The 11,500-nt window shown below is 58.5% G+C and carries 12 protein-coding genes and 1 tRNA gene; 8 read left to right on the top strand and 5 right to left on the bottom strand.

All coding sequences use genetic code 11. The features are described from left to right. The first annotated feature begins 33 nt into the window (after positions 1–33). The 4 genes from HMPREF2920_RS01400 (at position 34) to HMPREF2920_RS01410 (ending at position 2,485) form a co-directional block, all read left to right on the top strand. Entirely contained in the window at positions 34–1,140 is a 1,107-nt protein-coding gene (locus HMPREF2920_RS01400; RefSeq protein WP_224786649.1) for a diacylglycerol/lipid kinase family protein, read from the top strand. A 485-nt stretch (positions 1,141–1,625) separates the two neighbouring features. Beyond that, complete coding sequence (locus HMPREF2920_RS01405) at positions 1,626–1,895, top strand: WhiB family transcriptional regulator (protein ID WP_005511107.1); 270 nt, start codon at positions 1,626–1,628, stop codon at positions 1,893–1,895. 75 nt (positions 1,896–1,970) lie between these two features. Beyond that, positions 1,971–2,045 (top strand): 50S ribosomal protein bL37, encoded by a 75-nt coding sequence (locus HMPREF2920_RS11030; protein WP_014300525.1) that lies wholly within the window; start codon positions 1,971–1,973, stop codon positions 2,043–2,045. A 367-nt stretch (positions 2,046–2,412) separates the two neighbouring features. Then, positions 2,413–2,485: transfer RNA gene (locus tag HMPREF2920_RS01410), tRNA-Ala, on the top strand. Positions 2,486–2,618: 133 nt separating this feature from the next. Here HMPREF2920_RS01410 and rsrA read toward each other — a convergent pair. Both rsrA and HMPREF2920_RS01420 read right to left on the bottom strand, forming a co-directional pair. Further along, positions 2,619–2,927, bottom strand: a complete 309-nt coding sequence (rsrA, locus tag HMPREF2920_RS11035) for a mycothiol system anti-sigma-R factor (RefSeq protein ID WP_016422222.1) — start codon at positions 2,925–2,927, stop codon at positions 2,619–2,621. Next, positions 2,924–3,553 (bottom strand): sigma-70 family RNA polymerase sigma factor, encoded by a 630-nt coding sequence (locus HMPREF2920_RS01420; RefSeq protein WP_016422221.1) that lies wholly within the window; start codon positions 3,551–3,553, stop codon positions 2,924–2,926. The genes rsrA and HMPREF2920_RS01420 overlap by 4 nt, the downstream gene beginning before the upstream one ends. A 97-nt stretch (positions 3,554–3,650) precedes the next feature. On the opposite strand from HMPREF2920_RS01420, the gene ybaK reads away from it, so the two are divergent. Next, positions 3,651–4,163 (top strand): Cys-tRNA(Pro) deacylase, encoded by a 513-nt coding sequence (gene ybaK / locus HMPREF2920_RS01425; protein WP_070601197.1) that lies wholly within the window; start codon positions 3,651–3,653, stop codon positions 4,161–4,163. Positions 4,164–4,202: 39 nt separating this feature from the next. Here the strand turns inward: ybaK and HMPREF2920_RS01430 are convergent, their stop codons facing one another. Next, entirely contained in the window at positions 4,203–4,898 is a 696-nt protein-coding gene (locus HMPREF2920_RS01430) for an SOS response-associated peptidase (protein ID WP_070601198.1), read from the bottom strand. Positions 4,899–4,968: 70 nt separating this feature from the next. Between HMPREF2920_RS01430 and aroA the strand changes: the two genes are divergently transcribed. Genes aroA through HMPREF2920_RS01445 form a run of 3 tightly spaced genes read left to right on the top strand, consistent with a single transcriptional unit; the run spans position 4,969 to position 8,868 of the window. Next, a complete protein-coding gene (aroA, locus tag HMPREF2920_RS01435; protein ID WP_083308216.1) occupies positions 4,969–6,447 on the top strand; it encodes a 3-phosphoshikimate 1-carboxyvinyltransferase in 1,479 nt (492 codons plus the stop codon). A gap of 2 nt (positions 6,448–6,449) precedes the next feature. Continuing rightward, positions 6,450–7,496 (top strand): ribosome small subunit-dependent GTPase A, encoded by a 1,047-nt coding sequence (gene rsgA / locus HMPREF2920_RS01440; protein WP_049191126.1) that lies wholly within the window; start codon positions 6,450–6,452, stop codon positions 7,494–7,496. Then, on the top strand, positions 7,483–8,868 hold the full coding sequence (locus HMPREF2920_RS01445) for a chloride channel protein (RefSeq protein WP_049191129.1): 1,386 nt from the start codon (positions 7,483–7,485) through the stop codon (positions 8,866–8,868). Before rsgA ends, HMPREF2920_RS01445 begins: the two co-directional genes overlap by 14 nt. Here HMPREF2920_RS01445 and HMPREF2920_RS01450 read toward each other — a convergent pair. Beyond that, positions 8,865–10,205, bottom strand: coding sequence for a fatty acid desaturase family protein (locus HMPREF2920_RS01450; RefSeq protein ID WP_070601202.1), 1,341 nt, complete (start codon positions 10,203–10,205; stop codon positions 8,865–8,867). The genes HMPREF2920_RS01445 and HMPREF2920_RS01450 overlap by 4 nt on opposite strands. 69 nt (positions 10,206–10,274) lie before the next feature. Further along, the gene (locus HMPREF2920_RS01455) at positions 10,275–11,339 is read right to left on the bottom strand and encodes a flavin reductase family protein (RefSeq protein WP_070601204.1); all 1,065 of its coding nucleotides are present in this window, start codon (positions 11,337–11,339) and stop codon (positions 10,275–10,277) included. Positions 11,340–11,500 lie beyond the last annotated feature (161 nt).

An 11,500-nucleotide genomic window follows, 5' to 3' on the forward strand; every position in this document is an offset into this window, starting at 1 on the left:
CACAGGTCTATTCATGCACTACTCTTGGTGCCTGTGCGTGCGTTGCTAATCTCCAATCCGAATTCGACCAGTAACTCTGCTCGACGCATGCCCAGCATTGTGCGGGCGCTTCGCTCAGTCGATGGGATCCGCTTGACATCCATGTTCACCGCTTACCCCGGCCATGCTGAGGAAATGGTCGCGGGAATAACGGTTCGCGATTACGACGTCATTATTTCCCTCGGCGGCGACGGAACCATTAACGAGATTGTCAATGGGCTCATGTACTCCAACCCATTCTCCGCACTGCCTGCCACTGACCTGCCTGCCATCGCAACAATTCCCACAGGCAGCGCCAACGTCTTGGCGGGTGCGTTGGGTATTCCCCGCGACCCCGTAGATGCCGCGTGGTACATCGCAAGCCTGCTGCGCTCCCGAACCCGCAGCGCTATTAGCGTTGGACATGCAGCAGAGCGATGCTTCGTCGTCAATGCCGGTATCGGCATCGATGCGGAAGTCATTTCCACCATGGAACAGCTCCGACATAACGGCACCCGCGCCAAAGCCGTGCGCTATTTGCCGGCAATTTTCACCGCATGGAACGAGTTGCGCAAAAGCCCGCCACAAATCACCGCAACTATCGACGGCAAGGAATTTGGCCGCGATCTCGCAATGGCTGTGGTGTCCAACTCCAATCCATGGACATTCCTCGGCGACCTCCCCATCGTCACCAACCCCACTGTGTCACTGCGCAGGGGCCTGGGGTTTTATGGCTTCACTTCTTTAAAGGGAGTGACGGGGCTTGTCGCCGCAGCCAATTTGGCCGGTTTCTTCACCCGACTGCGCTCCCCCTTCCACATAGAAGCCCGCGAACGACGCGTTGACAACGCTCAGCACATCCAGCTCACCGCTACTGCTCCACTTCGTCTCCAATTGGACGGCGAGTACATCAATCAGCGCGATTCCCTCAACATCCGCGTTAAGCAAGGCGCAATCAATTTTGTGGCGCGTGCCGACGATTACACCGAGGACCAGTTCACCAAGAAGGTCGCTACCCGCCCCGTGGACGAGCGCTTGCTCGTTGTGGTGACCAAAAAGGCCATGGATCGCACACGCCGCCTGTTCAGTACAAGCCAAAAGACCGAGGCAAACCCGGCTTAAGCTGTAACTGTTTACTGACAAGCCAACAAAAACGCGCCATACACCCTCACTACTGCAATTACCAAAACTAAAATCACCCCCACAAGGGGCTAGTTTTGACCTGGCGTTTTAACCAAAACTTCACTTTTCTGTGAGGTTTGGCACTTTTATTCATTTTGCTCTTTACGAACCGCTCCAGTCGTGAAAACATGTAAATCGTCAGCGAGACAGGCACGCAGTTCACTGGATGTGCAACCATGCAAGTCTCGCCTTTTTAGGCGCAAACTCTTTGGTGAGTCCCCACTACCCTTCACGTCGCATAGGCGATGCAACAGGTAGCCCCTCCCAAGATGCCTAATACCCCTGGGCAACCGGGAATGAACCCCAACCCTCGTTGAGATACGGCGATTTGTCGTGTCTGACGAAATCCATTTCCGGAGCTGCCTTCCCGCAAGGAAATTTAACCCTGCCCTCACCCGGGGCTCGTAATGTTTTAGGAGTTTGTCATGGATTGGCGTCACAAGGCCGTTTGTCGTGAAGAGGATCCGGAGCTTTTCTTCCCGGTCGGTAACTCCGGCCCGGCTCTCGCCCAGATTGCTAAGGCCAAGGTCGTTTGCAACCGCTGCCCCGTTACTGCTCAGTGCCTGGCTTGGGCACTTGAGACCGGCCAGGATGCAGGTGTCTGGGGCGGCATGAGCGAGGACGAGCGTCGCGCACTGAAGCGCCGTCGCAACCGCGGCCGCACTCGTCGCACTCGCACCAGCACCGCAGTCTAATTAAAAGACTTACCCCTTACCGTGTAATCTATACCGGTTGATACCTGTTTAACCCGATAGAAAGAGAGCCCAGCTATGAGCAAGCGTGGCCGTAAGCGCAAGGACCGCCGTAAGAACAAGGCTAACCACGGCAAGCGTCCGAACAGCTAAGTTGCCCTTAGTTGCAGAAGTCTTAGCCATCGCCGGCTAAGACATCTCACTCCACCCCGACACAACTCGGTATTGCACCGAGGGACGGGGTGGAGTTTTTTTATGCCTCCAGCGGATACCTCAACGGGTAGCAGGTCTGAAAGTGACTAGGTTTATGACACGTGAATTGAATTCACCCGCGGTTTTTTGTCATAAACCTAGTCACTTTCTGCACCTTTTCGATACCTCTTCGATACCCCATCCTCGCTTTTCAGAATTAGCCATCCGCCAGACCCCAACCAGCGAGTTTGGAGCCCCAACCACACCGGGAGTAACGTCTAAAAATAGAGCTTTTACGGCAGCTTCAGCTAGGTTGCTCGAAAGCAACGGGGCTATAGCTCAGTTGGTAGAGCGTCGCGTTCGCAATGCGAAGGTCAGGGGTTCGATTCCCCTTAGCTCCACAAAAATATCCCAGGCCACATCACCGTGACCTGGGATTTTCCGTATTTCGCATTACCGCGTTACGCAACATCGTATTAAGCATCAAAGGAATACACGCCAAAAGATGACGCACCAAAACCTAGCCGCCAGCAACTACCTGCGGTACTCCACCCGCGTATAGGACACGCGTATGCGGGTGGTAATGCGCTGGCGGAGGTCCTCAGGGGCAGGTTGCTGGCAGCACCGGCGCAGCAGCCGTCGGATAGCTTGCTCGGAACCGAACTCTTCTAAGCACTGAGGGCATTTGTGAATGTGTTCCTCGAGAAAGCGGCGCTCCTCCGAATCACACTCGCCATCCAAAAATGCGTGTAGGCGCGAGTGGACATCCTGACAGAAAGCATCTTCACAGGCGTGCCCGCGCTCTGGCGTCTGCTCCATATCTTGGCTCGACTCTCGGCTCATCGCGGAGAATCTCCCTTCTCTTCTTTCAAGAATCCACGTTCCACGGCTACGTTGTGCAACGCGTCTCGGAGCTGTTTTCTTCCACGGTGGAGCCGACTCATCACAGTTCCGATGGGCGTGCCCATGATTTCGGCGATTTCCTTGTAGGGCAATCCCTCGACATCGGCGTAGTAGACCACCATCCGGTAATCCTCTTTGAGACTCATCAAAGCGTCACGAATTTCCTCGTCTGGAAGCTTTTCCAGCGCTTCAACCTCAGCAGAGCGCAGCCCTATCGAAGTGTGCGACGCGGTTTCCGCGATCTGTGAATCCGTAATGTCATCGGTGGCGTACTCGGCAGGACGACGCTGCGCCTTGCGGTAGTTGTTGATGTACGCATTCGTCAGAATGCGGTAGAGCCACGCTTTCAGATTCGTGCCCGGCTTGTAGGAGCGGAAGCCCTGAAAAGCCTTTATATAGGTCTCCTGCACCAGGTCTTCGGCATCGGCGGGGTTGCGTGTCATCCGCAGCGCCGCTCCATAGAGCTGATCCAAAAGCGGCATGGCATCACGCTCAAAGCGCTGCGCAAGCTCCTCATCCGACTCATCAGTCCGGATGGCCGATGTTCCTGTCTGATCACCTGACATGCTACCTATCCTAAAACATCCTCACCCACGAGTCGGCAGACCCCCGTCACCAGGCATTTCGTAGCGTCACTGCGCTGGTGTGCAACGATGGGAAATTATGTCGAAGAAGTCCGCCAAAAAATCTGCTGCCGCCACCCCGGCCATCGCCTTCTGTGAGAACGCCGGAATCGACTTCCACGTTCACCAATTCCCCCACGGCAGCGACAACTTCGGCGAAGAGGCCGCCTCTTGGCTGCTAGAACACCTCGGCGTCGAGCCCGAACGCATCTTCAAAACTCTCATTATCGAGCTATCCGGCAAACGCACTGGGCTGGCCATCGCCGTCGTCCCCGCCACCGGAATGCTCAACCTCAAGGCCGCCGCCGCGGCTATCGGGGCTTCCAAGGCCACGATGGCCGACCCCCATGACGCGTCGCTTGCCACCGGCTACGTTCCCGGCGGCATCTCCCCGCTTGGCGGTCGCCGCAAGCTCCCCACCGTCATTGATGAGACAGCCACTCTCTCCGACACTGTGTTCGTCTCCGGTGGTCGCCGCGGGTGGGACATCGAACTGTCACCCGCTGATCTGGTTTCGCTTTGCGACGCCACGGTCGCCGACATCGCCCGCTAATCCTGCGGCTACTCCTGCAACCTCCCCGCTGATATGGCCTTAGAACAGCTCCTCGTTGTGGCCGGGTACCGCACCATCGGGCTCATCCAACAGGTGCGGCCCTTCATTCGCAACATTGCCGACGGCGCGGTTGACCGGTCGGATGGTCAGCTTTTCCACCACCTCGGCGCTGGTCACGCCAACATCTCCGTTTGCTGCCCAGGCCGAGAGATCCAGCCAATCGCTGACTTCATCGTCGGCAAGCACGCGCGGCATACGATGATGCAGATTCGCGAGCTGTCCCACGGCGTCGGTGGTGAGAATTGTGGCGGAGACTATATCTCCCCAGCGTGCCCACAGCCCCGCGACGGTGAAAAGTGGTGCATCATCACCGAAGCTGACGAAGTAGGGCTGGCGATTTTTCCATTCATACCAACCGTTCATGGGGATTGCGCAGGGAAGGCCGTCCTGGAAAGTCGGTTTGGACTGCCAGGTTTCCGCACGGGCGTTGAAGAAAGGTGTCGTTGGCACTTCGCGGGCCCACTGCGGAATTAAACCCCAGCGCACGGTGGCTGCAATGGTTCCTGTGCGGCCGGGGTGCTCGCGGGCAAGAGCGACTATTGGCATGGTCGGGCCGATGTTGTAGCGGGAGGTGGGCAACGGGCCGTCGGCACGCACGGGCGCCAAACCGGGAATTTCAGCCGTGGTGCTGAGCAGCTTTTCGGCGACTGTGAAATTGACGAAACGACCACACATACCAACTGATTGTGCCGATGTCTCCCCCTCTAGTCGAGGTATGGAGTGAAAGTGTTCCATAATTGGTTGTGTGTGTTCCCAAAATCAGAATTGGTCCGCCCCTACTGTAAGTGTCGACGGTGCCGAATCCGGTCGACAGCCTTTTAGCGCCACGGTGCAGATTGCCGGCTCGAAGTCGATTACGAACCGTGCTCTTGTCATCGCGGCGCTATCTTCGACCCCATCGGTTATCCATGGTGCTCTGCGCTCTCGCGATACCGATCTTATGATTCGCGCACTGCAGGCCCTGGGAACTGACATCAGTGCCGACTCGACATATTCGGGTTCCCCGAACCACACGCTCCGTGTCACTCCACGCATGCTCCGCGGTGGTGTCGTGGAATGTGGCCTTGCAGGTACGGTTATGCGCTTCGTGCCGCCTATCGCAGCTCTGGCACAGGGGTCGGTGTTCTTCGAAGGCGACGTAGAGGCCAAGGCTCGCCCGATGTCAGCCGTGCTGGATGCCCTGCGCAGCCTCGGTGTGAACATCGCTGGAAATGGGCTTCCTTTCACGGTCAATCCACAGGGTCCGAACCAGGGCAACCGCCTCGGTGACTCGGTCCAAGAGCAAGATCTGCCGGACATCGGCGGCGAAGTGGAAATTGACGCTTCGGCCTCAAGCCAGTTCGTCTCCGGCCTGTTGCTGTCAGCGCCGCGCTATGGCCGTGGCCTCGTACTTCGCCCGACCGGAGAGATTCCATCCCGCCCGCACATTGACATGACCCTGGACATGCTCCGTGAGGCCGGTGTGCAGGTCGACGAGACCACGGCCGACGCACCTGAGGGATCACGCACAACGTTCACCATTCACCCCACCGAAATGATGGGTCGTACTTGGCAGATCGAGCCCGACCTGTCCAACGCTGCCGCCTTCCTGGCCGCTGCAGCTGTCACTGGTGGCAGCGTCACCGTGCCCGACTGGTCAGAGCACACCACGCAGCCGGGCGACCGCATCCGCGAGATCCTCACCGCAATGGGCGCTACCGTGACGTTCAACCGTCACGAGGGTGGCCGCACCAGCCTCACCGTCGTGGGCCCAAAGCCGTCAGAGCTGCGCGGAATCACGATGGACATGTCCGAGATTGGCGAGCTGACCCCAACGGTCGCTGCCATCGCCGCCCTGGCCACCACCCGCACCGAGCTGACGGGTATTGCACACTTGCGCGGTCACGAAACCAACCGTCTTGCCGCGCTCACCACGGAAATCAACCGCCTCGGTGGTCGCGCTACGGAGCTTGACGACGGCATTGCGATTGACCCCGTTCCGCTCCACGGTGGCCTCTGGCACAGCTACGCCGACCATCGAATGGCCACCGCTGGTGCCATTGTTGGCCTGCGCACGGAGGGCGTGGAAGTCGAAAACATCGGTACCACCGCTAAGACCATGCCTGGATTCGACCTGCGCTGGCTGGAGATGCTCGGACTGGCCTCCCCCAGCCCTAGTTCGTTGGAAAAGTCGGTCGACACTCGACTTGATGGCATGGAGGACGGAACCGAGGCAGGGAAATAACAGTGGCGGCACGCAGGCGTGGACGGCAATGGGACGAGTCCGATGTACGCATCCGCCCCGGTAGAGGGTCTCGGCCACGGACGAAGGATCGCCCTAGCCACGCAGATGCCCACTGGGGCATGGTGGTGACCAAGGATCGTGGTCGTTGGGGTGTAGTCCTCGATAACAACGCTGATGTTGCAGTGACATGCATGCGTGCCCGCGAGCTCGGCCGCACCAATATCGTTGTCGGTGACCGTGTCGGTGTCGTCGGCGATGTCAGCGGCCGTGAGGGCACACTGGCCCGCATCGTCAAGCTGGCAGAGCGCAGCACGGTTTTGCGTCGCACCGCCGATGACAATGACCCGTATGAGCGCATTGTCGTGGCCAATGCCAGCCTGCTACTCATTGTGTGTGCAGTCGCCGATCCTGAACCCCGCACCGGTTTTGTCGAACGCGCGCTGGTCGCGGCCTACGCCGGCGGTGTCCGTCCCGTGCTCTGTCTGACTAAGTCTGATCTGGCTGACCCAGAGGAATTTGCCGGGGAGTTTTCCGCACTCGGAGTGGATGTCGTTGTCTGCGGTATTAACGATGACTTGGCTCCTTTGTCAGAGCTCATCGATGTTCCAGAACGAGTGACAGCTTTGGTTGGGCATTCCGGTGTTGGGAAATCAACCCTCGTCAACCGGATTGTTCCCGAAGCCAACCGTGAGACCGGCGAAGTCAGTGGTGTGGGTAAGGGCCGCCATACCTCCACGCAGTCGGTGGCACTGATGTTGCCGTCGGAAAGCGAAAACAGCGCGCCCTCGTGGATCATTGATACCCCGGGCATTCGTTCCTTTGGCCTGGCTCATGTGACACCGGAGACGCTACTGGCAGCGTTTCCAGATATCCAGGCGGCAACAGATGGATGCCCACGTGGTTGCACCCATTTGGGACCACCCGCGGATCCAGAGTGCGCCCTGGACAAGTTGGAGGGAGTTCAGCACCGTCGAGCGATGGCAGTGCGTCGTCTATTGATCGCTATCAGCGACAACGAGGACTGGGAGCTGGACATTGAAAGAGACTAGCCACACCAATTCTGCGGAGACGCCCTCTGAAGCCTCGGCAAGTGCTGAGTCGAACAAAGAGGACTCCGGTCTCTACCCCGCTCCCGGCAGCTGGATTCGACTGTGCATCTACACGCTTATCGTCGGTCTTGCGACGGGGCTCGGAGCAGCCGGGCTCGCGCTGATTATGCACGGGATCGAGTACGCGGTCTACGGGCAGCACGAGGGTGACGTAGCGGTCGTGACCGATGGCACCACCGGCCTACAGCGCTTTGTCGGGATCGTGTTGGCGGGGCTGATTGCAGGACCAATGTGGGCCGCTTTGCGCACAAAGGCGAAGCCCATTGAAAGCGTTGAGGCGGGCATGCACGGCCGTCTCATGCCTGTGTGGTCGACTCTTGTCAATGTGTTTTTGCAGATGGCGACCGTAGCCGCAGGTGCATCCATGGGACGCGAGAATGCCCCGCGTGAGCTAGGTGCAATGGTGGCCTCACAGATGTCGCATCGACTACGCATCGATCCGCTACACCGCCGTATTCTGGTCGCAGCAGCGGCCGGTGCCGGCCTGGGGGCGATCTATCACATCCCGCTGGCTGGAGCGGTTTTCTCGTTGGAGATTCTGCTGGGCTCACTGAGCATTACCGCGGTGATGGTGGTGCTGGCGTGTTCGGCCATTGCGACGGTGACGTCGGGCATTGTGGTCGGAAGTAGCCCGCTCTACAGCCCAATCAATCTCTCAGACGGATGGGGCAACCTCGGTGCGGCACTGCTCCTCGGTGTTATCTGCGGCGCCATTGGCTACGCATTTCGCATTCTCAGCTCGCGGGTGTTAGACAAGGCACCGACTGGCTGGCATTCTGCCTGGGCCATCCCCCTCGCGTTCACGCTAGTTGGTGTGATTTCACTGTGGGTTCCAGAAGTCTTGGGCAATGGCCGTATCGCTGCGACCACAGTTCTCATGGACCGCCCGCTGCTGGGTTTTGCTGTCATCCTGCTGATTGCGAAAGCTATCGCGGTTCTCGTTACTTTCCGTTCGGGGGCCGTCGGTGGTCTCTTGACTCCCGGCTTTGCCCTTGGCGCGCTCAGCGGTTTCATCGTCGGCTGCTTCGTACAGCCATTGATGCCCTCAGTTCCGCTGAGCGACTTTGCGATTCTCGGCGCGGCGGCCTTCCTGTCGGCGTCCATGGCAGCTCCACTGTTCGCACTGATCGTGACCGTGGAGTTTACCGGCCAGAATTCCTCGGCTTACTTAGCGCTCTTCCTCGCTGGTGCAACTGCGACACTAACTGTGACCATAATTCGCGCCTGGCTACGGCTCCCCCACAAGCAATCAATGCCATGGAACCGCAAACCGGCAGCCGCAGCTGCGATCCGCAAGCGGGTCGAGGGCTAACCGTGCGCAGCAGTGTGCGTTGAGCGACCTGTATAGGCTCGGACAATTTCCCGGACGCCTGGGCGAAGACGGCGGAGCATTCGCAGCCCCGTCGCTAAGCCCTTGCGTTGCGGGGAACTGGACTGGAGCTCCGCTTCAACCTGCGGATACTTCTTGAACGCCGCCTCCGAACGCACCTCTGGGGCGTTGTCCGGGTCAGCGACTAAGAAGCGATCCGGCAGCGACAACTTTAGTAGTGTGCGCTGGACCTGGAAGAACTGCTTCGGGAACGACCCCGTGTTGTATGGCAGGTCGTATTCCCGGCAAATCTGCTGAACCTGCTTCGAAATCTGCGCGAGCCTGTTGGATGGCATGTCTGGGAAGAGGTGGTGCTCAATCTGGTAATTCAGATTTCCCGAGAGCACCGACAACGCCAGCCCACCGTGGAAGTTCGCCGAGCCCAGCATTTGGCGCAAATACCACTCACTCTTGTCCTCGGTGTTGTACTGCTCTTTGGTGAAAGTCTCGGCATCATCCGGGAAGTGTCCGCAGAAGATGACAGCGTAGGCCCACAGATTACGGGCGAGGTTGGCCATCATGTTCGCAAATGCCACTTCGCGGTAACGTGGACCCGCCATCGCCGGGAAGAGAACGTAGTCCTTGACCACCTGGCGCCCCGACTTGTTGAGAACCTCCATGAGCTGCGGCCGGGCCTCATCCCAGGATTTCTTGCCTGCGAACACACGCCCGAGCTCAACGTCGTAGAAAGCCACTGCCCATTGGAAAAGGCTGGCCAACACCACGTTTGTCACCGGCTGCAGCAGCGTCGAAGGCTTCCAACGGCGGTCACGAGTCACCCGGAGAATGCCGTATCCCACATCGTTGTCCATACCGAGCACATTGGTGTACTTGTGGTGGACAAAGTTGTGGGAGTGCTTCCACCCGCTGGATGGGCAGGAATTGTCCCACTCCCAGGTGGCCGAGTGAATCTCGGGGTCATTCATCCAGTCCCACTGACCGTGCATAGTGTTGTGGCCGATTTCGAGGTTTTCCAAAATCTTTGCCAGCCCCAGCGCTGAGGCACCCGCCCATTTGAAACCCCAGTGCGCGGTGTTCTTCCACGACTTCGGCAGCATCCCTAGTTTGTTTAGGGCCATGCCTGCGGTCGGCACCATCAGCAGACCTCGACCAGTCACCTCAAGGGTGCGCTGAATGCGGATGAGCGTGCGGATGTAGCGAGCATCCTTCTGCCCCAGCGAATCGCGGTGTTGCTTTTCGATTTCCGCAAACCGACGCCCAATCTCTGCGACGTCTTCTTCGCTCAAGTGCGCATACGATGCGATATCGGAAATTGCCATGGGAAGGGTCCCAACTCCTTTAGGTAGTTTCTCCTGGTTAATGTAGGTTGAGATAGATGTGGGGCGAACTTACAGTTCGATACGCGCGTGCCCCGCCGGCGCACAGACGCACGTTCGGACCCGCTCGCCCGCCACAAACGTCGCACCGGTGCGGATGTCCCGCGCTGTGCCGTCGGAGAGTTGCTGCACGCACGTCGCACAAATTCCCATCCGACAGCCGTACGGCAGGTCGACCCCGACGCTCTCGGCCGCCTCCAGGATGGTGGTTGCACCGTCTACGTCGATATCGCCTCGGCTGCCGAAACTCACCGTGCCGCCGACCTCCCCCGCCGCCGAGCGGTCAACGGTGAAACGTTCCGTCCGCAGCCCGGGAAACTCCGGCTCAAGGTTTTTCAGCAGTTCAACCGGACCACAGGCATAGGCGCTTGCCGACGATGCCAGCGCTCCAAAGTCACCAATGATGTCGGTAACCGCAGCAGCGTCAATCCGCGGTTGCGCCTCCGTATTCCGGGCATGCAGGCGATACTTCAACGCACTAATAGCACTGCGCTGTTCCATCTCCCGGAGTTCGTTGACAAACACAGCTTCTGCTTCGCCGCGGTAGGAGTGAATGTGTTCGACTTCCACTGATGCTTTGCGAGCTGAAAGATCACGCAGCATGGACATCACAGGAGTTACGCCGGAGCCTGCGGTAACAAAAGCAATGCGGGCTGGGAGTGGCTCCGGAAGATGGAAATCTCCAGCCGGGGCAGCCAGGCGGACGACAGCACCCGGTTTTACATTGGCGACGAGATGTTGGGACACGTAGCCGTCGTTGAGTGCACGAATGTTGATAGTCAGCAGCCCGTCATGAGGCCGCGGTGCATTTGTCAGTGAGTAGGAACGCCACAGGTATTTCCCCTTGACCTCTACGCCGAGTCCAATGAACTGACCTGGCTTGAAGTCTGTTGGCATCCCCCAACCCGGACGGATTATCAACTCTGCTGAAGTAGGAGATGTGGGATTAATGGCCTCAATCTGACCGCGCAGCTCGCGACTTGACCACAGCGGATTTAGCAAATGCGTGTAGTCATCGGGCAAAAGTGGCGTGGATAAATGCTTCAATACCCGGGAAACTTTGGTCTTAAGCCCCATTCTTGGCCCTCCTGACTGTCACGGGAGAACAAGTAATAACACTGTTCATCAGCGGGCGTTCCCCGCCCGATCCATTATTACGTGCCCGTAGGTTACTTAGACGTAGACTACGGAGCGGTAAGTTATTGGTCAAGAGAAGCAAATGATTTTGACACAAATAG

Origin of the sequence: Corynebacterium sp. HMSC075F02 (assembly GCF_001838335.1) — a bacterium.
In the GTDB taxonomy this organism is placed as follows: domain Bacteria; phylum Actinomycetota; class Actinomycetes; order Mycobacteriales; family Mycobacteriaceae; genus Corynebacterium; species Corynebacterium jeikeium_D.

Coding starts and splice junctions, on each gene's coding strand:
- HMPREF2920_RS01405 (WP_005511107.1), top strand. CDS start 1,626: ATGGATTGGCGTCACAAGGCCGTTTGTCGTGAAGAGGATCCGGAGCTT.
- rsrA (WP_016422222.1), bottom strand. CDS start 2,927: ATGAGCCGAGAGTCGAGCCAAGATATGGAGCAGACGCCAGAGCGCGGG.
- HMPREF2920_RS01420 (WP_016422221.1), bottom strand. CDS start 3,553: ATGTCAGGTGATCAGACAGGAACATCGGCCATCCGGACTGATGAGTCG.
- ybaK (WP_070601197.1), top strand. CDS start 3,651: ATGTCGAAGAAGTCCGCCAAAAAATCTGCTGCCGCCACCCCGGCCATC.
- HMPREF2920_RS01430 (WP_070601198.1), bottom strand. CDS start 4,898: ATGTGTGGTCGTTTCGTCAATTTCACAGTCGCCGAAAAGCTGCTCAGC.
- HMPREF2920_RS01450 (WP_070601202.1), bottom strand. CDS start 10,205: ATGGCAATTTCCGATATCGCATCGTATGCGCACTTGAGCGAAGAAGAC.
- HMPREF2920_RS01455 (WP_070601204.1), bottom strand. CDS start 11,339: ATGGGGCTTAAGACCAAAGTTTCCCGGGTATTGAAGCATTTATCCACG.